Origin of the sequence: Bacillus sp. AFS059628, from assembly GCF_002571225.1 — a bacterium.
Classification (GTDB): Bacteria; Bacillota; Bacilli; order Bacillales; family Bacillaceae_G; genus Bacillus_A.
On record NZ_NVEC01000044.1, the window covers coordinates 59,042 to 83,081 of the forward strand.

At 36.7% G+C, this 24,040-nt stretch carries 25 protein-coding genes and 2 tRNA genes; 24 read left to right on the forward strand and 3 right to left on the reverse strand.

The genetic code is table 11. The features are described from left to right. The first annotated feature begins 5 nt into the window (after nt 1-5). On the forward strand, nt 6-986 hold the full coding sequence (locus COL05_RS15225; RefSeq protein WP_098669225.1) for an ABC transporter ATP-binding protein: 981 nt from the start codon (nt 6-8) through the stop codon (nt 984-986). Then, a complete protein-coding gene (locus COL05_RS15230; protein WP_098669226.1) occupies nt 983-1,948 on the forward strand; it encodes an ABC transporter ATP-binding protein in 966 nt (321 codons plus the stop codon). The genes COL05_RS15225 and COL05_RS15230 overlap by 4 nt, the downstream gene beginning before the upstream one ends. A 36-nt stretch (nt 1,949-1,984) precedes the next feature. Here the strand turns inward: COL05_RS15230 and COL05_RS15235 are convergent, their stop codons facing one another. Further along, a complete protein-coding gene (locus COL05_RS15235) occupies nt 1,985-2,857 on the reverse strand; it encodes a Cof-type HAD-IIB family hydrolase (protein ID WP_098669227.1) in 873 nt (290 codons plus the stop codon). A 608-nt stretch (nt 2,858-3,465) separates the two neighbouring features. Here COL05_RS15235 and COL05_RS15240 point away from each other — a divergent pair. From COL05_RS15240 to uvsE, 13 genes are all read left to right on the forward strand, one after another. Beyond that, nucleotides 3,466-3,573, forward strand: a complete 108-nt coding sequence (locus COL05_RS15240) for a DUF3948 family protein (RefSeq protein ID WP_000664237.1) — start codon at nt 3,466-3,468, stop codon at nt 3,571-3,573. A 41-nt stretch (nt 3,574-3,614) separates the two neighbouring features. Then, nucleotides 3,615-3,722, forward strand: coding sequence for a DUF3948 family protein (locus COL05_RS15245; RefSeq protein ID WP_000664237.1), 108 nt, complete (start codon nt 3,615-3,617; stop codon nt 3,720-3,722). Between the two features lie 41 nt (nt 3,723-3,763). Beyond that, nucleotides 3,764-3,871, forward strand: a complete 108-nt coding sequence (locus tag COL05_RS15250) for a DUF3948 family protein (protein ID WP_000664237.1) — start codon at nt 3,764-3,766, stop codon at nt 3,869-3,871. A 42-nt stretch (nt 3,872-3,913) separates the two neighbouring features. After that, nucleotides 3,914-4,024: a DUF3948 family protein gene (locus tag COL05_RS15255; RefSeq protein ID WP_098669228.1), complete on the forward strand. Its 111-nt coding sequence runs from the start codon at nt 3,914-3,916 to the stop codon at nt 4,022-4,024. 309 nt (nt 4,025-4,333) lie between these two features. Continuing rightward, nucleotides 4,334-5,452, forward strand: a complete 1,119-nt coding sequence (hppD, locus tag COL05_RS15260; protein WP_062822147.1) for a 4-hydroxyphenylpyruvate dioxygenase — start codon at nt 4,334-4,336, stop codon at nt 5,450-5,452. 66 nt (nt 5,453-5,518) lie between these two features. After that, nucleotides 5,519-6,475 (forward strand): fumarylacetoacetate hydrolase family protein, encoded by a 957-nt coding sequence (locus tag COL05_RS15265; protein ID WP_098669229.1) that lies wholly within the window; start codon nt 5,519-5,521, stop codon nt 6,473-6,475. Further along, nucleotides 6,441-7,613 carry a homogentisate 1,2-dioxygenase gene (locus COL05_RS15270; RefSeq protein WP_098669230.1) on the forward strand — a complete coding sequence of 391 codons (1,173 nt, stop codon included), beginning with the start codon at nt 6,441-6,443 and terminating at the stop codon, nt 7,611-7,613. Before COL05_RS15265 ends, COL05_RS15270 begins: the two co-directional genes overlap by 35 nt. Nucleotides 7,614-7,844: 231 nt before the next feature. Further along, nucleotides 7,845-9,260 (forward strand): branched-chain amino acid transporter BcaP, encoded by a 1,416-nt coding sequence (bcaP, locus tag COL05_RS15280; protein ID WP_098669231.1) that lies wholly within the window; start codon nt 7,845-7,847, stop codon nt 9,258-9,260. Between the two features lie 108 nt (nt 9,261-9,368). Further along, entirely contained in the window at nt 9,369-10,640 is a 1,272-nt protein-coding gene (locus COL05_RS15285) for an MDR family MFS transporter (protein WP_098669232.1), read from the forward strand. Nucleotides 10,641-10,864: 224 nt separating this feature from the next. Next, complete coding sequence (locus tag COL05_RS15290; RefSeq protein WP_098669233.1) at nt 10,865-11,950, forward strand: D-alanine--D-alanine ligase; 1,086 nt, start codon at nt 10,865-10,867, stop codon at nt 11,948-11,950. A 61-nt stretch (nt 11,951-12,011) separates the two neighbouring features. Further along, on the forward strand, nt 12,012-13,388 hold the full coding sequence (murF, locus tag COL05_RS15295; RefSeq protein WP_098669234.1) for a UDP-N-acetylmuramoyl-tripeptide--D-alanyl-D-alanine ligase: 1,377 nt from the start codon (nt 12,012-12,014) through the stop codon (nt 13,386-13,388). Nucleotides 13,389-13,693: 305 nt separating this feature from the next. Further along, nucleotides 13,694-15,280 (forward strand): degradosome RNA helicase CshA, encoded by a 1,587-nt coding sequence (cshA, locus tag COL05_RS15300; RefSeq protein WP_098669235.1) that lies wholly within the window; start codon nt 13,694-13,696, stop codon nt 15,278-15,280. A gap of 96 nt (nt 15,281-15,376) precedes the next feature. After that, complete coding sequence (gene uvsE / locus COL05_RS15305) at nt 15,377-16,339, forward strand: UV DNA damage repair endonuclease UvsE (protein WP_098669236.1); 963 nt, start codon at nt 15,377-15,379, stop codon at nt 16,337-16,339. Here uvsE and COL05_RS15310 read toward each other — a convergent pair. Next, nucleotides 16,332-16,904, reverse strand: a complete 573-nt coding sequence (locus COL05_RS15310; protein ID WP_098669237.1) for a rhomboid family intramembrane serine protease — start codon at nt 16,902-16,904, stop codon at nt 16,332-16,334. The two genes, uvsE and COL05_RS15310, sit on opposite strands and share 8 nt — an antisense overlap. A gap of 92 nt (nt 16,905-16,996) precedes the next feature. On the opposite strand from COL05_RS15310, the gene acpS reads away from it, so the two are divergent. From acpS to COL05_RS15340, 6 genes are all read left to right on the forward strand, one after another. Then, nucleotides 16,997-17,356 carry a holo-ACP synthase gene (acpS, locus tag COL05_RS15315; protein ID WP_098669238.1) on the forward strand — a complete coding sequence of 120 codons (360 nt, stop codon included), beginning with the start codon at nt 16,997-16,999 and terminating at the stop codon, nt 17,354-17,356. A gap of 156 nt (nt 17,357-17,512) precedes the next feature. Continuing rightward, nucleotides 17,513-18,463 (forward strand): LolA family protein, encoded by a 951-nt coding sequence (locus COL05_RS15320; protein ID WP_142337523.1) that lies wholly within the window; start codon nt 17,513-17,515, stop codon nt 18,461-18,463. A 118-nt stretch (nt 18,464-18,581) separates the two neighbouring features. Further along, nucleotides 18,582-19,751 (forward strand): alanine racemase, encoded by a 1,170-nt coding sequence (gene alr / locus COL05_RS15325; protein WP_098669240.1) that lies wholly within the window; start codon nt 18,582-18,584, stop codon nt 19,749-19,751. Between the two features lie 299 nt (nt 19,752-20,050). Next, a complete protein-coding gene (locus COL05_RS15330) occupies nt 20,051-20,338 on the forward strand; it encodes an antitoxin EndoAI (RefSeq protein WP_000004570.1) in 288 nt (95 codons plus the stop codon). 4 nt (nt 20,339-20,342) lie between these two features. Then, on the forward strand, nt 20,343-20,693 hold the full coding sequence (gene ndoA / locus COL05_RS15335; protein ID WP_000635963.1) for a type II toxin-antitoxin system endoribonuclease NdoA: 351 nt from the start codon (nt 20,343-20,345) through the stop codon (nt 20,691-20,693). Nucleotides 20,694-20,760: 67 nt separating this feature from the next. Continuing rightward, a complete protein-coding gene (locus COL05_RS15340) occupies nt 20,761-22,929 on the forward strand; it encodes a Tex family protein (protein WP_142337521.1) in 2,169 nt (722 codons plus the stop codon). 58 nt (nt 22,930-22,987) lie between these two features. Here the strand turns inward: COL05_RS15340 and cmpA are convergent, their stop codons facing one another. Then, nucleotides 22,988-23,104: a cortex morphogenetic protein CmpA gene (gene cmpA / locus COL05_RS15345; RefSeq protein WP_001143642.1), complete on the reverse strand. Its 117-nt coding sequence runs from the start codon at nt 23,102-23,104 to the stop codon at nt 22,988-22,990. Nucleotides 23,105-23,299: 195 nt separating this feature from the next. Between cmpA and COL05_RS15350 the strand changes: the two genes are divergently transcribed. The 3 genes from COL05_RS15350 (at nt 23,300) to COL05_RS15360 (ending at nt 24,040) form a co-directional block, all read left to right on the forward strand. Next, on the forward strand, nt 23,300-23,758 hold the full coding sequence (locus COL05_RS15350) for a SprT family protein (RefSeq protein WP_098669242.1): 459 nt from the start codon (nt 23,300-23,302) through the stop codon (nt 23,756-23,758). 113 nt (nt 23,759-23,871) lie between these two features. After that, nucleotides 23,872-23,946, forward strand: a tRNA-Asn gene (locus COL05_RS15355). 3 nt (nt 23,947-23,949) lie between these two features. Further along, nucleotides 23,950-24,040 (forward strand) — tRNA-Ser (locus COL05_RS15360).

Sequence of the window (24,040 nt, forward strand, 5' to 3'; positions counted from 1 at the left end):
GGAATATGAGTAAAGCGGTAGTAGAGCTGAAAGACTTACAAACACACTTTCAAACGGAGGAAGGAACAGTAAAGGCTGTAAATCATGTTAGTTTTGCTGTTCGAGAAGGTGAAACTGTTTGTGTTGTAGGTGAATCAGGTTGCGGGAAAAGTGTAACAGCTTTATCTATTATGGGGCTTATTGCTGAATCAGGTAGTGTAGTAGGCGGAGATATTCTATATGAGGGAAAAAGTCTTTTAGGAATGAAAGAGAAAGAGCTTCGTAGTTTACGAGGTAATGATATTGCGATGATTTTCCAAGAACCGATGACATCGCTGAATCCGGTCTTCACTGTAGGGGAACAAATTGTAGAGACGTTAAGGGAGCATGAACTGCTTAGTAAAAATGAAGCATATAAGAAGGCTATTGAATTAATTCGTAAAGTTGGTATAGCTCGTGCGGATGAAATCGTCCATTCTTATCCACATGAACTGAGTGGTGGTATGTTACAACGTATTATGATTGCTGTTGCGCTTAGTTGTAATCCTAAGCTATTAATTGCTGATGAACCGACAACGGCTCTTGATGTTACGATTCAAGCTCAAATATTAGACTTATTAAGACAAGTAAAAGAAGAGTTTAAAACATCCATTTTACTAATTACACATGATTTAGGCGTTGTAGCAGAAATGGCTGATTACGTTGTCGTTATGTATGGTGGGAAAGTTATTGAAGAAGCACCAGTACTAGAAATATTCCAAAATCCGAAACACCCGTATACGAAAGGTTTGTTGAAATCAAAACCAGTGATGGGAAAACGAATAGATAAACTGTACTCTATTCCAGGGCAAGTTCCTAATTTAGTTGGTTTGGATGAGTTTTGCTACTTTAGTGGTCGTTGTGAGCATTGTATGGAAATATGTAAAGTAGAAGCGCCAAATCTGAATGTACATGATGAGAATCATAAAGTAGCTTGCTGGTTATATGAGGAGCGTGCGGGACAATGAGTGAACCATTATTAGAAGTAAAAAACTTAAAAACATATTTTCCAATTAAAGGCGGCATATTTAGTAGAACGGTTGGACATGTAAAGGCAGTTGATGGAGTAAGTTTTACTATTAATAAAGGTGAAGTGTTCGGCCTTGTTGGTGAATCGGGAAGTGGAAAGACGACGATAGGAAAAACAATTTTACGTCTCGTCCAAAAAACGGAAGGGGAAGTGAAGTTTAAAGGGCAGGATGTTCACTCTTTATCTAAGGAAGAATTGAGAAAACATCGTCCTAATATGCAACTCGTGTTTCAAGATCCATTTAGTTCATTAAATCCGAGAATGAGAATTGGAGAGGCACTTGGTGAGCCGATGTTGGCTCACGGATTAGCGACGAAAGAAAATGTTCGTGAAAAAGTGACGGAAGTATTAGAGTTATGTGGCTTAGCCCCATATCATATTGACCGGTACCCTCATGAATTTTCTGGTGGACAACGTCAACGTATCGTTATCGCAAGAGCTATGGTATTAAACCCAGAATTTATTGTAGCTGACGAACCTGTGGCAGCACTAGATGTATCTATTCAAGCACAGATCATTAATTTATTTAGTGAGTTACAGGAGAAAAAGGGACTATCTTATTTGTTCATTTCACACGATTTAAGTGTAGTCGAACATTTATGTACAAAAATTGGGATTATGTATTTAGGAACGATCGTGGAGACAGCATCGCGTGATGAATTATTTACGAATCCGCTTCATCCATATACAAAAGCATTGTTATCTGCAGTGCCAATACCGGATCCAACAGTGAAGCGAGAGAGAATCATACTAGAGGGCGACATTCCAAGTCCAGCAAATCCACCTTCAGGTTGTCGCTTTCATACACGTTGCCCGTTTGCGACGGATATTTGTAAACAAGCGGTACCGGAATTCCGTAATGTTGGTGAGGAGCATTTTGTTGCTTGTCATCATGTATAAAAAAGGACTCTTTCGAATAGAAAGAGTCCTTTTCTTTTATTTACTAGATGAAGTTTGTTTCAATACAAATTTTTCGATTGCGTGAGCAACACCATGTTCATTGTTTGTTAATGTTACAACATCACATAGTTTTTTTACATCTTCTTCAGCGTTGCCCATTGCAACAGATAAGCCAGCTACTTGTAACATTGGCACATCATTAAAGTTGTCCCCGATTGCAATAGTATCTTCAATTGGTATATTGAAATAAGCAGCCATCTCTTGTAGGCCGTTCCCTTTATGACCATGCTTATCCATAATTTCTACATTAGTAGGAGCTGATGCTGTAACGGAAATATCAGTATCTTCTTTTAACATACTTAATAGCTGTGCACGATGTTCTGCATTAAACGTCAAAATGAAGAATTTAGATATTTCTAATTCTGGATTATTTACAACATCTTCGATTTTTTGGAAATCAGTAATTAAGTTTGATTTCTTTTGTTTTTCTGTAATTCTTTCAAGTTCCTCAAGTGTAACATCTAATGCATGCTTGTTCTCTTCGAACGCTTGCATGACTTGATCTTGCCATGTATATGGAGAATAAACTCCCTTATTCGTATATAGCTTATAAGGAAAACCTTCAGATTCTAGTAATTTTGCAAGCTTGTATACTTTATCGTTTTGTAAACAACGCGAGTTAATTACTTTTCCATCCACATAAACAATTGCCCCATTGCTCGCTCCAACTGGAAGAGATAGTTTATATTCTTCCAATAATTTTAAAGCATCCTCTTTTGCACGACCAGAGCAAATCATAACTTTATGACCAGCCTCTTTTGCAGCTTGGATAGCTTGTAAGTTCTCTTTGGAGATTTCAAGATTAGACGATAGTAGTGTACCATCCATATCTAATGCGATTAATTTCAAAATGACCACCTCTTTGCTTTTATTATACATAGTTATATAGAGGAAACATATAAACTTATCTTGGAAAAATTGTATTTTATCCCGCTTTAATGGGCAGTAAGACCCCCACCTCAAAATTCAGCGAAAGCAAAGAATTTAGATGGGGGTCGGGCTGTCCATTAAAGTCCGATTGGTGNNGGTGAGGGCTGATAATCAGTGGGGATGAAGAAACCCCCACTGATTAAAGTTTCACTTTATCTCGCATGAATCGTTAGTAAAAATTTGATAGATTCCAACGTATTCATTTGAATATGCGCTTTAATTTGTAACAAAAGTAGAGGTGAGTATGGAAATGTTTCGTTATATGACTGTAATATTACAATAGCATTACAAACATAAATTTAGTAGAAAGTGCATTAAAATAGGGTTTTTGAAGGTTTTTATAAAAAAACGTAAAAAAAGTGTAATAAATTTTACGTAATTATATTGCAACGTAACAATAGTTATGTTACATTAATGTTACAAACGTTACGTTATTAAATTTAATGTAACGCTAACATAAAAACTGTGAAATAAACATTTCTTAGAAATTACATATAGATAACTTATTAAAAGGGAGGATACATAAAATGAAAGAGCAAGTATTACAAGTAACAAAAGGTGACTTCGTAGGATCAGCAAGTGGAGCAGTAGTATTAACGGCATTAATCGTATTTCTATCAAGCGTATTAGTATAATAGAAGTTTTGTAACAAAAGAAAAAGAGAGGAGAATGAAAAATGAAGGAGCAAGTATTACAAGTAACGAAAGGTGACTTCGTAGGATCAGCAAGTGGAGCAGTAGTATTAACAGCATTAATCGTATTTCTATCAAGCGTATTAGTATAATAGAAGTTTTGTAACAAAAGAAAAAGAGAGGAGAATGAAAAATGAAAGAGCAAGTATTACAAGTAACAAAAGGTGACTTCGTAGGATCAGCAAGTGGAGCAGTAGTATTAACAGCGTTAATCGTATTTCTATCAAGCGTATTAGTATAATAAAAGTTTTAAATCATACAAAATGAAAGGAGAATGAGGAATATGAACAGTGAACAAGTGTTACAAGTAACAAAAACAGATTTAGTAGGATCATTAGGGGGAGCGGTAGTATTAACATCATTTATTCTATTCCTTGCAAATGTATTAGTATGAGACATATAAATACAATCATTCAAAAAAAATAAAGACTCTAGCATATTAGTAAGCAGTTAATATGTTGGGGTCTTTTTTGTTTTCTTCTATATATCCCTCCAATTATGAATAACCTTCCTTTATTTTAAAGAGAAAAAAGTCGAATTTTATATGTAAGAAAAAAAGAGGAATTTGACAGAAAAGATAGAAAATTTTAAAGGTCAGAATTTGTTAGCTTGCTAACTAATTTCTATTAATTGATGTTGGAAGCGTTTTCGGTTGGTTTTAAGTATGGACCATTTAATCTATTTACAGGGGGATGAGGATTTTATGAAACAAAAATCTATGGATACGCTAGCTGCACAAATGGAGGACTTTTTTCCAGTACGTGATGTAGATCATTTGGAATTTTACGTAGGAAATGCAAAGCAATCAAGTTATTACCTTGCGAGAGCATTTGGGTTCAAAATTGTGGCTTACTCTGGATTGGAAACTGGTAACCGTGAAAAGGTATCTTATGTTCTTGTGCAAAAAAATATGCGTTTCGTTGTGTCTGGAGCTTTAAGTAGCGACAATCGTATTGCAGAGTTTGTAAAGACTCATGGTGATGGTGTGAAAGATGTAGCATTACTTGTTGACGATGTTGATAAAGCATACTCAGAAGCTGTGAAACGTGGTGCCGTCGCAATTGCTCCACCTGTAGAGTTAACAGACGAGAACGGTACATTGAAAAAAGCAGTTATTGGTACGTATGGTGATACAATTCATACGCTTGTAGAGCGTAAAAATTATAAAGGAACATTTATGCCAGGATTCCAAAAGGTCGAGTTTAATATTCCATTTGAAGAGTCAGGTTTAATTGCTGTAGACCATGTAGTTGGTAATGTTGAAAAGATGGAAGAGTGGGTTAGTTATTACGAGAACGTTATGGGCTTTAAACAAATGATCCATTTCGATGATGATGATATTAGTACAGAGTATTCAGCATTAATGTCAAAAGTAATGACGAATGGAAGTCGTATTAAGTTCCCTATTAATGAGCCAGCAGATGGAAAGAGAAAATCACAAATTCAAGAATATCTAGAGTTCTATAATGGAGCAGGTGTACAACATCTTGCTTTATTAACGAATGACATTGTTAAAACAGTAGAAGCGCTGCGTGAAAATGGCGTGGAGTTTTTAGATACACCAGATACTTATTATGATGAATTAACTGCGCGAGTTGGGAAAATTGATGAAGAAATTGATAGGTTAAAAGAATTAAAGATTTTAGTAGATCGCGATGATGAAGGTTATTTACTACAAATCTTTACGAAACCAATTGTAGATCGTCCAACTCTATTTATTGAAATCATTCAACGTAAAGGTTCTCGCGGATTTGGAGAAGGAAACTTTAAAGCGTTATTCGAATCGATTGAAAGAGAACAAGAGCGTCGCGGAAATTTATAAAATTTATATCCACCAGCAAAAACTCCTTTGTTGGTGGAAATTTCATTTTCATAGGGAGGAATCAGGATGAAATTCGTTACATTTCGTCTTCCTTCAAAAGAAATGCGAGCTGGATGGCTTGAAGGTGACAAAGTAATCGATATGAATCTTGCTAGTGATGGGAAATTACCTTCTTCTATGTTCGCCTTTTTAGAGAATGCGGATGAGTATGTAGAGATATTGCGTAATATTAACAATCCGGAAAAGGGTATATATTCCTTAGAGGAAGTACAATTAGCGGCGGCAATTCCTAATCCGAGTAGTATTCGGGATTTTTACGCGTTTGAACAGCATGTAAAAACGGCGCGCGGCCGAAGAGGACTAGATGTTATACCTGAATGGTACGATATCCCCGTTTTTTATTTTACGAACCATCGTGCTGTAATTGGTCCAGATGATTTTGTAATTGGTCCGAAGAAATCTAAAAAACTTGATTATGAGTTAGAAATCGCTTGCGTAATTGGGAAAGAAGGAAGAAATATTTCTCGTGAGCAAGCAGAGGAATACATTTTTGGTTATTGTATTATGAATGACTGGAGTGCAAGAGACTTACAAGCAACAGAAATGAAGGTAGGACTTGGTCCAGCAAAAGGAAAAGATTTTGCAACTTCATTAGGAGCACACCTTGTTACGAAAGAGGAATTAGATGTTTATCGTAACGGTGACCGTTATGAGTTAGAGATGACTGCTCATGTAAACGGAAAGTTATTATCAAAGGGGAACTTCCAAGATATTTACTATACATTTGCTGAAATGATTGAACGTGCTTCTGAAGACGTTACGCTATACCCAGGCGATGTGATTGGTTCTGGGACAGTAGGAACAGGTTGCATTTTAGAACTAGGTACGGAAGAGTGGCTGCAAGATGGAGATGTTATAGAACTTATGATTACTGGTTTAGGTACGTTACGTAATACGGTTAAAAAAGAAATGGAAGCAGGTGATGGGCATGTTTTATCGTCACATGGGGGAGCTACCTCATAAACGACATGTACAATTCCGTAAAAAAGATGGGTCGCTTTATCGTGAACAGGTAATGGGAACAAAAGGTTTTTCGGGTACACAATCTATTTTGTACCATCATTATATGCCAACGGAAGTAGGGCATGCGGCATTATCTCATTCTTGTCAGTTGCAGTATGAAGAAGATGTAGCTCTTGCTCATCGTCATTTTCGCACGAAAGAAAATAAAAAAACTGGCGATGCAGTAAGCGGAAGAAACTTTATGCTTGGGAATGAGGATTTATTAATTGGAGTAGTGACTCCAACAGAAAAAATGGACTATTTCTACCGTAATGGTGATGGCGATGAAATGTTATTTGTTCATTACGGAACAGGGAAAATTGAAACGATGTTTGGAACGATTCACTATCGAAAAGGCGATTATGTAACAATCCCAATTGGAACGATTTATCGTGTTATTCCTGATGAAGGAGAGACTAAGTTTCTTGTTGTAGAGGCGAATAGCCAAATTACAACACCGCGTCGCTATCGCAATGAGTATGGACAATTGTTAGAGCATAGTCCGTTTTGTGAGAGAGATATTCGTGGCCCGGAAAAATTAGAGACGTATGATGAAAAAGGTGAGTTTGTTGTAATGACAAAGTCGCGAGGGTATATGCATAAACATGTTTTAGGACACCATCCGTTAGATGTAGTTGGATGGGATGGCTATTTATATCCGTGGGTCTTTAATGTAAAGGACTTTGAACCAATTACAGGTCGTATTCATCAGCCACCTCCAGTACATCAAACGTTCGAGGGTCACAATTTCGTTATTTGCTCTTTCGTACCACGTTTATACGACTATCATCCAGAATCTATTCCGGCACCGTATTATCATAGTAACGTGAATAGTGATGAAGTACTGTACTACGTAGAAGGTAACTTTATGAGCCGAAAAGGTGTGGAGGAAGGATCTATTACACTTCATCCGAGCGGCATTCCTCATGGGCCACATCCTGGGAAAACAGAGGCGAGTATAGGGAAAAAAGAAACGCTTGAATTAGCTGTTATGATAGATACATTCCGTCCGCTTCGTATTGTAAAACAAGCACATGAAACAGAAGATGAAAAATATATGTATAGCTGGATTGAAGAGGGATCATATACTGTGAAATAAGTAAAAAGAGGCATGCTCAATAACGGAGCATGCCTCTTTCATGGAATCGACATGTATAATAATACCAAAGAAAGTTATAGAAAGATATATAGGAAGAACGATAAAAATCGTGCATATTCATAAGAGTTTCTACTTATTTCGACAAAAGTATTGACTGGGGAAAGTACTATGAGTAAAATAAAAAAGCGAATTAAAAATTTTCAGAAAATTTAAAACTTGGAGGAGCATGCTATGAAGCAAATTTTTCAAAAGAAGCCTATTGCGAAGTTAATGCAAGAGAGTAAACAAAAGACGTTAGCAAGAACATTGGGCGCATTGGATTTAACGATGCTTGGAATCGGGGCGATTGTTGGAACTGGTATTTTTGTTCTAACGGGCGTGGTAGCAGCAAAACATTCTGGACCAGCTATTATATTATCATTTGCGATAGCCGCGTTAGCTTGTGCCTTTGCTGCATTTTGTTATGCTGAATTTGCTTCTTCAGTTCCTGTCTCAGGCAGTGTGTATACGTACACGTATGCGACGATGGGAGAAGTATTCGCGTTTTTAATTGGATGGGACTTAATGCTTGAATATTTACTTGCTACATCTGCTGTGGCAAATGGTTGGTCCGCGTATTTCCAATCTTTATTAAAGGGATTTGGAATTCATATCCCTACCATTCTCTCCTCAGCCCCTGGTACAGGAAAGGGTGGAATAATTGATTTACCTGCCGTTCTAATTATTTTAGTGATGACAGTTCTTTTATCTAGAGGTGTTCGTGAAAGTGCACGTGTAAATAATATTATGGTATTTATTAAGTTAGCGGTTGTTCTTATTTTTATCTTTGCTGGTTTTAATTATGTGAAACCTGAAAATTGGACGCCTTTTATGCCATTTGGTTTAGATGGTGTCATGGCTGGAGCTGCTACAGTGTTCTTTGCATTCATAGGGTTTGATGCAGTTTCAACAGCGGCAGAAGAAGTGAAGCGCCCCCAGCGTGATTTACCAATTGGTATTATTGCATCGTTATTAATTTGTACAGTTCTTTATATCGTTGTTTCGCTTATTTTGACAGGAATTGTTCCATACGGACAGCTAAATATATCAGATCCAGTTGCTTTTGCACTTCAATTTATTGGACAAGATAGTTTAGCGGGAGTCATTTCGGTAGGGGCAATTACAGGGATTACAACAGTAATGTTAGTTATGATGTATGGGCAAGTACGTGTTTCGTATGCAATGAGTAGAGATGGATTATTGCCGAAACGCCTTGCTAAAGTTCACCCGAAATTTAAAACACCGTTTTTAAATACGTGGACAACGGGAATTATTGCAGCGCTTATTTCAGGATTAATAGATTTAAATGTATTAGCGCATCTTGTAAATATGGGGACTTTATCAGCCTTTGCACTTGTAGCTGTTGCTGTTATTGTAATGAGAAGAACACATCCTGATTTACCAAGAGCATTTAAGGCGCCGCTTGTACCATTTTTACCAGCGTTAACAGTAATTTTTTGTTTATACTTAATGCTTCAATTATCCGGAACGGCTTGGATTAGTTTTGGGATATGGATGGTTATTGGTATTGCAGTTTACTTCTTATATAGCCGTAAACATAGTGCGTTAAATAATAGTAAAGACGAAGAAGATGTAGCAAATCTATAAGTAGTAAAATCCATTCTAATTCTGTTAGAATGGATTTTTTTATTTGAAAATTTACATTTTTCTGAATGTATTGTAAGATAATTGTTGGTGAACTAAAGGGGTGAAATGATGAAAAATACGTGGCGTGAGTTAAGAGAGATGGACCGTAACGTATGGATTCGGTTTATTGGTGAGACATTAAATGGAATTGCAATGATGATGTTGATGCCTTTTTTTGCATTATATTTAAAAGATAAGGTAGATTCATTATTACAGGTTGGAGTTATTATGGCGCTTTCTCCAGTCGCTGCAAGCTTTGGGTCAATTATAGGGGGAAGAATTGCTGATATATATGGAAGAAAGCCGATTATGATATTTTCGATGACGAGTAATGCGGTATTAATGCTCGGTTTTTTATTTATAGAAGGATTTATTCCTTATGCGATTTTATCTGTTTTTTTAGGATTAAGTAATTCGTTATTTCATCCAGCTGCATCAGCGATGGTTGCGGATGTAACAGCGCCAGAAAAAAGAACAGAAGCATATGGGTTACTACGAATGGGGCACAATATAGGTGCTGCAATTGGCCCGATAATGGGCGCTTCGGTAGTTATGTTGTCGAAGAACCTCGTGTTTATTATTGCAGCGTCTACGATGTTATTTTATGCATTACTTGTATTCATCCTTATTCAAGAGACAATGCCGAAGGGTATGAATAAAGAAGAGGAGAAAGAAAAGGAATCAGGGGCAGTGTGGAAAATTGTATTGCGAGATAAGGTATTAATGATTTACTTATTAGCAGGTATCATTATTTCGATGGGATTTTCCCAAACAGAAGGCATGTTGCCACTGCACTTTGATAATGAAATGAAGGATATTTTTGGAACTAACAATCCATACCCATATTTAATGGCGCTAAACGGATTATTAGTTGTGTTGTTCCAATTTCAAATTTCAAAATGGGCCACAGATAAACCTGTCGGAAAGACGATGTTATATGGTGCATGTTTGTTTGGGATTGGATTATTTTTTATAGGGTGGTTACCGAAGTGGTTTGGGGAATTTGATGCGAATGTTACTGTTATTTTAATAACACTCATGCTTGTGTATGCCATATATACGTTAGGTGAGATGATTATGTCGCCTGTACAGATGACATTTGTAGCAAATTTAGCTCCTGAGCATTTGAGAGGGACTTATATGGGAGCTGCGAGTTTGCAGTGGATTACAGGAAGCGCATTCGGTCCACTTCTTGGAGGTTTTTTATTAGATCAATTACTTGGCCATTTGCTATTTACAATTTTAGCTGTAGGATGTGTAGTTGCAGGTATTGTATATGTTTCTTTAGATCGTCTTGTTGAACAAAGGCAAAAGAGCACACTGACCAAACAATCTTCTTAATAAGTAGATGACATACACAAAAAGGAGATTTCTACATATTTTAGGTACATAACTAGATTGGGTTGCAATTTTATGAAGAAAGTTAAGTGGAAAAGTGTAGAAAACCAATAAGTGGTGTCATTTAATTATTTGTGGAAGTTACATTTTATTTCAAATAGGAACTACCTATTTTTATAAAAAGTGCTAAAATAGAAAAATGAAAACAATTGGTTAGGGTGATTTCAGTGACAAAAATTAAATTAGGTTTATTATATGGTGGAAAATCAGCTGAGCATCAAGTTTCGCTACAAACGGCTCTTGCTGCTATTAAAGCATTAAATCAAGATAAATTCGAGATTCATCCAATTTATATTACAGAACAAGGTCAATGGGTTCGTGGTGAGCGTATTGAAGGTGAAGTAACAGATGTTGAGGTTCTAAAAATGAGCGGTGCAGAAAATGCGATTTCTCCGTTATCATTAAGTACAGAAATCATTCCATCTGCAGGTTCTGAGGAAAATGCCATCGACGTTATTTTCCCATTACTACATGGACCAAATGGTGAAGATGGAACGGTTCAAGGATTATTAGAATTAATGAACATTCCTTATGTAGGAAATGGTGTTCTAGCATCTGCAGCTGGTATGGATAAAGTTGTTATGAAAAACATCTTTGCAGAAGCTGGATTGAAACAAGCGAAATATGCATCATTCATTCGTAGCGCATGGGAAAAAGATCGTGACACAGCATATGAAAAGGTAGAAGAGGTATTAGGATACCCTTGCTTCGTAAAACCAGCAAATCTTGGTTCAAGTGTTGGTATTAATAAGTGTAAAAATCGTGAAGAACTTGAGAATGCATTTGAAGAGGCATTCCAATTTGACCGTAAAATTATTGTAGAAGAAAATATCGTTGGACGTGAAGTAGAAGTTGGGGTACTAGGTAATGATGAGCCGAAATGTTCAGTTGTAGGTGAAATTGTACCGAAAAAAGACTTCTATGATTATAAGTCGAAATACATCGATGGTGATACAGCGTTAATTATTCCAGCTGAAATGACAGAAGAAGAGTCTAATGTTATTAAGCGAGATGCGATTATTGCATTCCAATCGTTAGATGGCGCTGGCTTAACAAGAGCTGATTTCTTTTTAACGAAAGATGGAGAAGTATATATTAATGAAGTGAATACGATGCCAGGATTTACGCCGTTTAGTATGTTCCCTCTACTATGGCAACATACTGGATTACCGTATCCGGAATTAATTGAAGAGTTAATTCGTTTAGCAATTGATCGTCACGAAGAAAAACAAAAAATTAAATATACAATCTAACAAAAAAAGGAGGAGGCACTATTCACAGGAATAGTGCTTCCTCTATGTAAGGAGTGTTTTCATGATAAATCGAACGTTAAAACAAGTAGAACAGATGATAAATGGTACGGGATTAGCAGAGCGATATGAGGGAATTACTATACAGGGAGTGTCTATTGATACGAGAAAAATCGAAAAAGGAAATCTATATGTTCCGATCCAAGGTGAACGTTTCGATGGACATGCTTTTGTAGATAAAGCTGTTGAAAATGGAGCTGTAGCGACATTATGGATGAAAGATGTAGCGAATCCACCTGAGAATCTTCCAGTTATTTTTGTAGAAGACACACTATCAGCACTACAAATGTTAGCGAAAAATTATCGCGATCAATTGGATGTTAAAGTTATTGGTGTAACAGGTAGTAACGGTAAAACATCTACAAAAGATATTGTAACAAGTCTTCTTGCGACTAAATTTAAAGTTCAAAAAACAGAAGGAAACTTCAATAACCATATCGGGCTTCCTCTTACTATTTTAAACTTAGAAGAAAATACAGAAGTAGCTGTATTAGAAATGGGAATGTCAAGCCGTGGGGAAATTGAATTCCTATCTAAGTTAGCTCGTCCAAATGCAGCTATCATTACGAACATTGGTGAGGCGCATTTAATGGATTTAGGATCTCGTGAGGCAATTGCTGAAGCGAAATTAGAAATTGTGACAGGATTACAAGAAGGTGGAGTATTCGTATATAACGGAGATGAGCCATTATTAACGAATCGTGTTCCTGAAATGAATTTAATAGCTGAAACAGTTACGTTTGGTGATGCTAGAGCAAATGATTACTATCCAACGACTGTAACGTTACAAGCAACTGGGACACACTTTAAAATGAATAGAGAAGAAAATATTTCATTCTATCTACCGGTATTAGGGAAACACAATGTATATAATACGCTTGCTTCTATGGCAATTGCGAAACATTTTGGTGTAACGTGGGAAGAGATGAAAGAAGGTTTAGTAACGCTTCAAATGACAGGTATGCGTATGGAAATTGTAAAAACAAATAGCGGATTAACAATTATCAACGATGCTTATAATGCAAGTCCGACAGCTATGGAAGCGGCATTCCACTTAATGAATGGTTTAGATGGATTTGCTAAAAAAATAGTTGTGCTTGGTGATATGTTAGAGCTTGGAGATCAAGAAGTACAATTTCATTATGAAGTAGGTAAATTAATCGATCCAGCAAAAATCGCATATGTGTTCACATATGGTAAATTAGGGGCTCAAATTGCTGAAGGAGCGAAAATTAATTTCCCTAATGAACGTGTAAAGGCGTATGATAATAAAGAAGAGTTAGTAAAAGAGTTGCAAGCAGTAGTTGACGTGAAAGATGTTATATTAGTAAAAGCATCTCGCGGTATGAAATTAGAAGAAGTAATTACGATGTTGAAATAATTGGTGTATATAAATAGGGATGATAGTTACGAAAATAGAAGAAACTTATAATAAGCGCTTACAGTAAATATAAAAAAATAAAAGTGAAGAAAAAAGCTCTGAATATGAAAATAAGGTAACAGTTGGGTTTGCTTTTTACACATACAAAACTTATAATTGATAAAGTGTAATAACGTTTAGAAGTATTTTCGCGAAGAATATACGCCCGTTTATATACGTGAGCATTCAGGAAAAGGGCTTTTCCGCAAATTCGGAAAACGCCTTTTTTTAAATGATAAGTATAGGATAGAAAAGGAGAAGTAACATTGACAACATTTCGAGAATTAGGATTAAGTGAGTCTTTACTGCAATCTGTTGAAAGTATGGGCTTTGAAGAGGCTACGCCGATTCAAGCTGAAACAATTCCACATGCATTGCAAGGTAAAGATATTATTGGGCAAGCACAAACAGGTACAGGGAAAACAGCAGCATTCGGATTACCGCTATTAGATAAAGTGGATACAAATAAAGAAGCAGTTCAAGGTATTGTTATCGCACCAACGCGTGAATTAGCAATTCAAGTTGGAGAAGAGCTATACAAAATTGGTAAACATAAACGCGTTCGTATTTTACCAATTTACGGTGGTCAAGATATTAACCGCCAAATTCGTGCTCTAAAAAAACACCCACACATTATTGTTGGTACGCCGGGTCGTATTTTAGATCATATTAACCGTAAAACACTTCGCCTGCAAAACGTTGAGACTGTTGTTCTTGATGAAGCGGATGAAATGTTAAACATGGGCTTCATTGAGGATATTGAAGCAATTTTAACAGATGTGCCAGAAACACATCAAACATTACTATTCTCAGCGACAATGCCAGATCCAATCCGTCGTATTGCTGAGCGTTTCATGACTGAGCCTCAACACATTAAAGTAAAAGCAAAAGAAGTAACAATGCCAAACATTCAGCAGTTCTATTTAGAAGTGCAAGAAAAGAAAAAGTTTGACGTGTTAACACGCTTACTAGATATTCAATCTCCAGAGCTTGCAATCGTATTCGGTCGTACAAAGCGTCGTGTTGATGAATTATCAGAAGCATTAAATTTACGTGGTTATGCAGCAGAAGGTATTCATGGTGACTTAACACAGGCGAAACGTATGTCTGTATTACGTAAATTTAAAGAAGGTGCTATTGAAGTTCTTGTTGCAACAGACGTTGCTGCACGTGGTCTTGATATTTCAGGCGTAACACACGTATACAACTTCGATATCCCACAAGATCCAGAATCATACGTTCACCGTATCGGTCGTACTGGCCGTGCGGGTAAAAAAGGTATTGCAATGTTATTTGTAACACCACGTGAATCAGGACAATTAAAAAATATCGAGCGTACAACAAAACGTAAAGTTGACCGTATGGAAGCACCGACACTTGACGAGGCATTAGAAGGTCAACAACGTTTAATCGCTGAAAAGCTTCAAAACACAATCCAAAATGAGAACTTATCATACTACAAGCGTATTGCAGAAGAAATGTTAGAAGAGAATGACTCTGTAACAGTAGTAGCTGCTGCTTTAAAAATGATGACAAAAGAGCCAGATACAACTCCAATCGCTTTAACATCAGAACCACCAGTTGTTGCAAGAGGTGGCGGTTCTAAAAAACGCGGTGGTAACGGAGGCGGATACCGTGATGGTAACCGTAATCGTAGTCGTGATGGACGCGGTGGCGATGGTCGTAACCGTGATCGTAACCGTGATGGTCGTAATCGCGATGGTAACCGTGATCGTAATCGTGAAGGTAGCCGTGATGGCAACCGTGGTCGTCGCGGAGAAGGTCAAGGTCGCCCAGGATCTTCAAACGGACGCGGTGAAAGAAAACATCATAGCCGTAAGCCACAAGCTTAATAATAAAAAAAGAGAATGCCCTTTGCCGGCATTCTCTTTTTTTATTTCTGTAATTGTACATACTACATAATAACTTGTGTAGAAATGAGGTGCTACATGCTTGTAAGACTTGGGTATGTTGCAATGAGTGTACATTTGAAAAACGCATCTCCATCTCAAACGATGACGTATGCGCAGTTTCAAAAAATAGATGATCAAGAAGCGGCGATTCGCAAACTTGAAAGAATTGCTAATTCGAATTTAGAAAACTGTTTGCGACTATTAAAACATAATAGAGGACATGATATATCGTTCTTTCGACTTAGTTCCAAACTTATCCCTCTTGCAAATCATGAGGAGTTGTTAGATTGGAACTATATTCGTCCTTTAAAAGAAAAACTGAAAGAGTTAGGTGAATATGCAATTCGTATGAATATGCGTATCGATTTCCATCCAAATCATTTTGTTGTACTCAATTCACCTGAGGAGAGTATTTTTAAACAATCTGTAAAGACATTACAAATGCATAAAAAGTTGTTAAGAGGCATGGGGATTGAGCATAAGCAACGATGTGTAATGCACGTTGGTGGCGGATATAAAGATAAAGAGCTCGCATTAGAGCGTTTTATAGAGAATTGGTCTAATGTCCCAAGAAGTATTCAGGAAATGATTATGTTAGAAAATGACGATACAACTTTTACGCTGGAGGAAACATTATATTTAGGAGAAAAACTGGACATTCCCGTTGTATTTGATTTGCATCACCATATGATGAATCATAATCGAGAAGATTGGCATGAAGATTGGTCGCGTGTTGTACATACGTGGGAATCGTCTTTGTTACCAGTGAAAATGCATATTTCTAGTCCTAGAGAGGGAAAAGACCCGAGGGCGCATGCGGATTTTATTGATGTAGATGCTTTTTTATCTTTTTTAAAAAAGATAAAGGGAAGTGTTCCGCAAATTGATTGTATGATTGAAGCGAAGAAGAAGGATGAGTCTTTATTTCAACTCATGAGAGATTTAAGTGAACAAACAGATGTGGAAATTGTCGATGGTGCAAGCTTTTATATTAAATGAGCTCTGCACCATCGAGTTTTTTTATCAATAAAGGGGTGCAAATACCACCAATGATCAATCCTGTTAAATGGCTGATAGGATTGGCAGAGGGATTGAAGAAAGTGAATAGTAATAATATACATATCATAATTGAAAAAATAGCGATGTCTTTTGGGTTGGAAGAACGATATCGACTATACAATAGAAACAACTGTGCACCTAGCAATCCGAAAATACCGCCAGATGCCCCGGCATGAATATATTCAAGAGGCATAATAAGATAAGAAAAAATATTTCCAAAGATGCCAGAAAGGAAAAAAATAACAATGAAAGAAAAATGCCCTAGTTGTTTTTCAATAGCAGAGCCAAACACGAATAAACAAATACTATTAGAAAGAAAATGTTGCAAGTCTACATGTACAAGCAGAGAAGTTATGAGACGCCACCATTCTCCTTTAGCGATATATTCATTATAAGCTGCCATAGGAAAGAGAAAAAGGTCGCCTAACATAATCATGAATAATTGTATGAGAAGTAAAGCAATGACAATTGGTTGTAAGGAAATGCGGGCGGATGGTATTAGCATGTTGTGAGTATCACTCCTTTTGCATCAGAAAGATTCTCTGTTATTCTTACAATATGAAAAAAGAAAGCTAAATAGAAGAAGGGGATTTTGAAATGATTGTAGGGATTGGAATCGATATTATTGAATTGAATCGAATTGAAAAAATGCTAGATGGAAAGCTTAAATTTATGGAACGTATTTTAACTGAAAGTGAACGTAATGTTGCTAAGGAGCTGAAGGGAAGCCGTCTGACAGAGTTTGTAGCTGGAAGGTTTGCAGCAAAAGAGGCGTATTCAAAGGCGGTAGGCACTGGTATCGGGAAAGAAGTAAGTTTTTTAGATATTGAAGTAAGAAATGATGATAGAGGGAAGCCAATTCTTCTTGCAAGTACAGAGTATATTGTTCATTTATCAATTAGTCATAGTAAGGAGTTTGCTGTTGCTCAAGTGGTTTTAGAAAGCTCGTCAAGCTAGTCTGCATATTTTATATCTTTGTCTCATATATTTGTGGTAGCGATAAGGAAGGCACATCTTCCACTCATTTATAGGGGCAAAGGGGCTGAAGTGATGAAAAGGCGTCTGTTTTTAGTTCTTGTCGGTTTATTAACCGTTTTTGTGTTGGCCGGTTGTATGGAAAAGAAACAAGATGATGTTGTGAGAGATTTAGAGTCAAAAGTAAAAGGGATGAAAAGTTATCAAGCTGAAGCAAAATTATCTATTAAAACAGGGAATGAGCCTCAGGAGTATAAGGTGGAAATATGGCATAAAGAACCTTCTTTTTATCGTGTGAATTTGCAAAATGCGAAAAAAGATCAAAGTCAAATTATTTTAAGAAATGAAGAAGGTGTATTTGTATTAACACCAGCGCTTAATAAGAGTTTCCGTTTTCAAAGTGATTGGCCGCAAAATAGTAGCCAGGCTTACTTATATGAATCCCTTGTGAGAGATATTTTGCAGGATAAGAAAAACCTTACTTTTGAAAAAACAGATAAACATTATATCTTTAAAACAAAAACAAACTATCAACATCAAAACATGTTGCCGAAACAAGAGATTACATTGAAGAAAAGTGATCTAACACCAGTTTCGGTGAAATTAATGGATAATGATCAAAATGTTCTTGTGAAAGTAGATTTCTCAAAAGTGAAATTTGATGCGAAATTTGATAAAGGTGCATTTGATACGAAACAAAATATGTCTAGAGCGCAAGTAGATGTTCAAACGACAGCGAAAGAAGATAAACCGTTTGCTATTTTGTATCCACGTGATACACCGCAAGGTATGGTTTTGAAAGACGAAAAAGAGTTGAAGACAGACAGTGGCAAGCGTGCGATACTCACATACACTGGAAGTAAGAAATCCTTTACTTTAATACAAGAAAAAGCAAAAGTTGCAGAGGCTTCGTCAGCAATAAGTGTGAGCGGAGAATTGGTTGACCTTGGCTTTACAATTGGAGCATTGACGAAAGACTCTTTAACGTGGTCGCATAATGGAGTAGAATATATGCTCGTGTCTAAAGGTTTAGAGCCGAAGGAGCTATTAATGGTTGCTCGTTCAGTTACAGAGAAGCAAGTGAAGTAAACTTCTTAGACGTGGTGATATATGTGCACCACGTCTTTTCTTAGTTTGAAGGATGGATTTCATAAAAGAAGCATATAAAAGAATAAGCTTCGCATATCGTGTATAAGGAAGTGTATTTATGGAAGAAGCACCATTTTACCGTGACACTTGGGTGGAAGTGGATTTAGATGCCATTTATAACAACGTTACACATATTAAAGAATTTATCCCGAGTGATGTAGAAATTTTTGCCGTAGTTAAAGGGAATGCATATGGGCACGATTATGTACCAGTGGCTAAAACAGCATTAGAAGCGGGGGCGACAAGGTTAGCAGTTGCATTCTTAGATGAAGCTTTAGTGCTTCGAAGAGCCGGTATTACTGCGCCAATTTTAGTGTTAGGTCCTTCTCCTCCTCGTGATATAAATGTAGCTGCTGAAAATGATGTAGCATTAACTGTTTTTCAAAAGGAATGGGTAGATGAAGCAATCAAACTTTGGGATGGTTCGTCTACGATGAAATACCATATTAATTTCGATAGTGGTATGGGGAGAATTGGGATACGCGAACGTAAAGAATTAAAAGGATTTTTAAAAAGTTTAGAAGAAGCACCGTTTTTAGAATTAGAAGGAGTTTATACACATTTTGCAACAGCAGATGAGGTGGAGACTTCTTACTTCGATAAGCAATATAACACATTTTTGGAGCAGTTAAGTTGGTTGAAAGAATTCGGAGTGGATCCTAAGTTTGTTCATACAGCTAATAGTGCTGCAACGCTACGTTTTCAAGGGATTACATTTAATGCAGTACGAATTGGTATTGCGATGTATGGGTTATCTCCATCTGTAGAAATACGCCCTTTTTTACCGTTTAAATTAGAACCAGCGTTATCATTGCATACGAAAGTTGCTCATATTAAACAGGTGATTAAAGGGGATGGAATTAGTTATAACGTCACTTATCGAACGAAAACTGAAGAATGGATTGCGACCGTTGCAATTGGTTATGCAGATGGCTGGCTTAGAAGATTACAAGGATTTGAAGTGCTTGTAAATGGTAAAAGGGTACCGATTGTAGGGCGAGTAACGATGGATCAATTTATGATACACCTTCCTTGTAAAGTGCCTCTTGGTACGAAAGTTACACTCATTGGAAGGCAAGGAGATGAATATATTAGCGCTACAGAGGTTGCGGAATATTCAGGAACTATTAATTATGAAATTATTACGACGATCAGTTTCCGTGTGCCGAGAATATTTATACGGAATGGTAAAGTTGTGGAAGTAATTAATTATTTGAACGATATATAGAAAGTAGTATGATTTGCTTCTTGTCATTTGAGAGGACTGTTCATCGGTTGAGAATAAGTTCATTTTTTGACGAGAAGCTTTTTACTTATCAGTACTTTTAACATAAGTTACTGCAGAAATTCTTCTGTTTCTTGTTGTAATGAGATAAAAAATAAAAGAATATGAATGTTTTGTTTGTGAATTGGAAAACATAAGCAAGGAATAAGGAAGTCTTTGCAACAGGCTCCATACAATGGTATTATTACAATAGGTGTCATATATATATTTGGGTGTGTAGTTGACGGTGGAGGTGTATTTTTGTGTCCGAATCAAGTGTAACTACTGAAATCGTGGTTCGGTTGCCAAAGCAAATGGTAACGGAATTGGACGGAATTGGAAAACAAGAGAATAAGAATCGCCATGAACTAATTTGCCAGGCAACACAACTGTTATTGCGTCAACATAAGACGAAGAAACGCTACCAACATGAATCAATGCGACGTGGGTACATTGAAATGGGAAAAATTAATCTTGGTATTGCATCTGAAGCTTTCTTAGCAGAGTATGAAGCAGCTCATACAGTAGAACGCTTAGTTAGCGGGGGGTAATATTTTGATTGTAAAACGCGGCGACGTGTATTTTGCAGACCTTTCCCCAGTTGTTGGTTCTGAGCAAGGAGGCGTTCGTCCGGTTCTTGTCATTCAAAATGACATCGGAAATCGTTTTAGTCCAACGGTGATTGTAGCGGCTATTACTGCACAGATTCAAAAAGCGAAATTACCCACTCATGTGGAAATTGATGCGAAAAAGTACGGTTTTGAGAGAGATTCTGTTATTTTACTTGAGCAGATTCGAACAATCGATAAGCAGCGCTTAACGGACAAAATCACTCACTTAGATGAAGTGATGATGATTCGTGTAGATGAAGCGCTACAAATTAGTTTAGGACTAATAGATTTTTAAATCGGCAGTTTAAGTTGCTCTCTTTGCAGGGCAACTTTTTTTATTATAGAGGGGGTTACGGTTGTATATGGAAATGGTAGATAATCGACAAGCGTTAATGAAAATGTTAGTGAAGGAATTAGGCTTTACCGAAAAGCAAGTTCGTCATGTTATTCAATTAACAGAAGAAGGTAACACAGTTCCATTTATTGCTCGTTACCGAAAAGAATGGACAGGCTCTTTAGATGAAGTGCAAATTCGTACGATTTTAGAGAGATGGCAATATATGATGCAACTTGAAGATAGGAAAGAAGAGGTTCTTCGTCTTATTGATGAGAAGGGGAAACTGACAGGAGAATTACGTCAGCAAATTGTGAAAGCTACCAAGTTGCAAGAAGTAGAAGATTTATATCGTCCATATAAAGAGAAAAGAAGAACGAAAGCAACGATTGCAAAAGAAAAAGGGTTAGAGCCATTAGCTGAATGGTTATTGTTATATACGAAAGAAGATCCAAGTCAGAAGGCAATGGAGTTTGTGAATGCTGAGAAAGAAGTGCAATCTGCAGAAGAAGCATTACAAGGTGCTCAAGATATTATTGCAGAAATTGTTTCAGATGAAGCGTCGTATCGTAGTTGGATTCGGAATGTTACTTTTAGAAAAGGTGTTATGTCTTCGGCTGTAAAAGGTGAAGAGAAAGACGAAAAGAATATATATGAAATGTATTATAGCTATGAAGAACCGTTGCAGAAAGTGGTGCCACATCGTGTATTAGCGATGAATCGCGGTGAGAAAGAAGATATATTGAGAGTCTCTGTCGTTCCACCAGTAGATGAAATAGAAGCTTTCTTATATAAGAAAGTAATTCGTGATAACGATTCAAAAAGTGCACAGTATGTAAAATTGGCAATTGAGGATGGTTATAAACGTTTAATTCAATCCTCTATTGAAAGAGAGATTCGAAAAGAATTAACAGAAACAGCCGAAGAACAAGCGATACATATTTTCTCTGAGAACTTACGTAATTTGTTATTACAACCTCCAATGAAAGGAAAGGTTGTGTTAGCTGTAGATCCTGCATATAGAACGGGTTGTAAATTAGCTATTGTAGACGATACGGGGAAAGTTCTATATATTGATGTTATTTATCCGCATCCACCAGTGCGTAAATATGAAGATGCAAAAACGAAAGTTCTTTCTATTATAGATAAATATCAAGTTGAAATGATTGCGATTGGGAATGGTACAGCTTCTAGAGAATCGGAAGAATTTATAGTTGATGTATTACAAAATGTGAAACGAGAAGTCTTCTATATTATTGTGAACGAAGCTGGTGCGAGTGTGTATTCGGCTTCTGATTTAGCCCGTGAGGAATTCCCGGATTTACAGGTTGAAGAAAGAAGTGCTGTTTCTATCGGAAGACGTCTGCAAGATCCGCTTGCTGAACTTGTAAAGATTGATCCTAAATCAGTTGGGGTTGGACAATACCAACATGATGTATCTCAAAAGAGGTTGAATGAATCATTAACGTTTGTAGTAGAGACGGCAGTTAACCAAGTCGGTGTGAATGTAAATACAGCTTCAGTTGCGTTATTACAATATGTTTCGGGTTTATCGAAAACTGTTGCGAAAAATATTGTGGCAAAGCGTGAAGAAGAAGGGAAATTTACAAAACGAACAGACTTAAAGAAAATACCACGTCTAGGTGCGAAGACATATGAACAATGTATAGGTTTCTTACGTATATTAGAAGGGGCAAATCCGTTAGACCGAACGGGTATTCATCCAGAACAATATAAAAATGTTGAATTGTTATTAAAGAATCTAGGGTTATCCAAAGATGATGTAGGACAACCGCAATTACAAAAGAGCTTAGAAGAAGTGGAGATTGCTAAGTTGTCACAAGAAACGGGAGTTGGAGAGCCGACATTAGTTGATATTATAGATGCACTCATTAGTCCAGAGCGAGATATGAGGGATGAGTTACCTAAACCACTTCTGAAAAAAGGAATTTTGAAATTAGAAGATTTAAAACGTGGTATGGAACTAGAAGGAACAGTTCGTAACGTCGTCGATTTTGGTGCTTTTGTTGATGTAGGTGTAAAACAAGATGGTCTAGTACATATTTCTAAACTAAGCAAACAATACGTGAAACATCCGTTAGATATCGTATCTGTCGGACAAATCGTCAAAGTATGGGTAGATGATATTGATACGAAAAAGGGTCGCGTTGCACTATCAATGTTGCCGATTGAATAGTAAGAGAAGAGAGCAGATGGAAACTGCTCTTTTTTTATGGGATAAAATGTGTAATGAATTATGAGCTTTGATGTATTTTGCTATAATAAAACCAGCATTCATTTAACAATTTAATTTGATACCGGTTTTTTTCAAAATATGCGCGTTGCATTTGTTTTTTGAGCCATGTAGGCATAGGAATCCCTCCTTGTTTAATCCTACTCTCAAAAATGTAAGGTACTATTGATGAGAGGTTGGTGAGTGGATTTCTACTTCTGCTATGTTTTTAGAAACCACGCTTCTTGAATGAGGATGGGTATATGTACTATTTAATATATGTATAAGAGAGGAGAAAAGTGTAAAAATATTTTTTTGTTTAGGAGGAATGAAAGTGGATAAGCAAGAAATACAGCGGCTAGTGGAAGAAGTATCGTTACAATATTTCGGAATGCCGTTTTTACATAAGGCGATGTTTAATAGTAGATTGCGTACAACTGGTGGACGTTATCTATTGAATACACACAATATTGAACTGAATCATCGATATTATGAAATGTATGGGAAAGAAGAATTAGTTGGAATCGTTAAACATGAACTTTGCCATTATCACTTACATATTACAGGAAGAGGGTATAAGCACAGGGATAAGGATTTTCGTGAACTATTAAAGGCAGTTGGTGCACCACGCTTTTGTAAACGAATGATAAATGAAGAGAAAGAAAAAAAGGTCTATATGTATGAATGTATGGAGTGTTTACTTCAATATGTAAGAAGACGTCAAATAAATACAAAAAAATATGTCTGCGGAAAGTGTAAAGGGAAACTAATTCTCACAAAGAAAACATCTTGACAGTGAAAACGCAATCCAGTATATTATAAACATGTCACGTTTGTACAAGATGTTGTAAAAAACTTCTTGACTTACGATGAGAAATTTTATAAGATACAAATTGTCTTCATTATTCCGCAGTAGCTCAGTGGTAGAGCTATCGGCTGTTAACCGATCGGTCGTAGGTTCGAGTCCTACCTGCGGAGCCATACAGAGAAGTACCCAAGTGGCTCAAGGGGCTCCCCTGCTAAGGGAGTAGATCGCGAACGCGGTGCGAGGGTTCGAATCCCTTCTTCTCTGCCA

Coding starts and splice junctions, on each gene's coding strand:
- COL05_RS15225 (WP_098669225.1), top strand. CDS start 6: ATGAGTAAAGCGGTAGTAGAGCTGAAAGACTTACAAACACACTTTCAA.
- COL05_RS15230 (WP_098669226.1), top strand. CDS start 983: ATGAGTGAACCATTATTAGAAGTAAAAAACTTAAAAACATATTTTCCA.
- COL05_RS15240 (WP_000664237.1), top strand. CDS start 3,466: ATGAAAGAGCAAGTATTACAAGTAACAAAAGGTGACTTCGTAGGATCA.
- COL05_RS15245 (WP_000664237.1), top strand. CDS start 3,615: ATGAAGGAGCAAGTATTACAAGTAACGAAAGGTGACTTCGTAGGATCA.
- COL05_RS15250 (WP_000664237.1), top strand. CDS start 3,764: ATGAAAGAGCAAGTATTACAAGTAACAAAAGGTGACTTCGTAGGATCA.
- COL05_RS15255 (WP_098669228.1), top strand. CDS start 3,914: ATGAACAGTGAACAAGTGTTACAAGTAACAAAAACAGATTTAGTAGGA.
- hppD (WP_062822147.1), top strand. CDS start 4,334: ATGAAACAAAAATCTATGGATACGCTAGCTGCACAAATGGAGGACTTT.
- COL05_RS15265 (WP_098669229.1), top strand. CDS start 5,519: ATGAAATTCGTTACATTTCGTCTTCCTTCAAAAGAAATGCGAGCTGGA.
- COL05_RS15270 (WP_098669230.1), top strand. CDS start 6,441: ATGTTTTATCGTCACATGGGGGAGCTACCTCATAAACGACATGTACAA.
- bcaP (WP_098669231.1), top strand. CDS start 7,845: ATGAAGCAAATTTTTCAAAAGAAGCCTATTGCGAAGTTAATGCAAGAG.
- COL05_RS15285 (WP_098669232.1), top strand. CDS start 9,369: ATGAAAAATACGTGGCGTGAGTTAAGAGAGATGGACCGTAACGTATGG.
- murF (WP_098669234.1), top strand. CDS start 12,012: ATGATAAATCGAACGTTAAAACAAGTAGAACAGATGATAAATGGTACG.
- uvsE (WP_098669236.1), top strand. CDS start 15,377: ATGCTTGTAAGACTTGGGTATGTTGCAATGAGTGTACATTTGAAAAAC.
- COL05_RS15310 (WP_098669237.1), bottom strand. CDS start 16,904: ATGCTAATACCATCCGCCCGCATTTCCTTACAACCAATTGTCATTGCT.
- acpS (WP_098669238.1), top strand. CDS start 16,997: ATGATTGTAGGGATTGGAATCGATATTATTGAATTGAATCGAATTGAA.
- COL05_RS15320 (WP_142337523.1), top strand. CDS start 17,513: ATGGAAAAGAAACAAGATGATGTTGTGAGAGATTTAGAGTCAAAAGTA.
- alr (WP_098669240.1), top strand. CDS start 18,582: ATGGAAGAAGCACCATTTTACCGTGACACTTGGGTGGAAGTGGATTTA.
- COL05_RS15340 (WP_142337521.1), top strand. CDS start 20,761: ATGGAAATGGTAGATAATCGACAAGCGTTAATGAAAATGTTAGTGAAG.
- cmpA (WP_001143642.1), bottom strand. CDS start 23,104: ATGCCTACATGGCTCAAAAAACAAATGCAACGCGCATATTTTGAAAAA.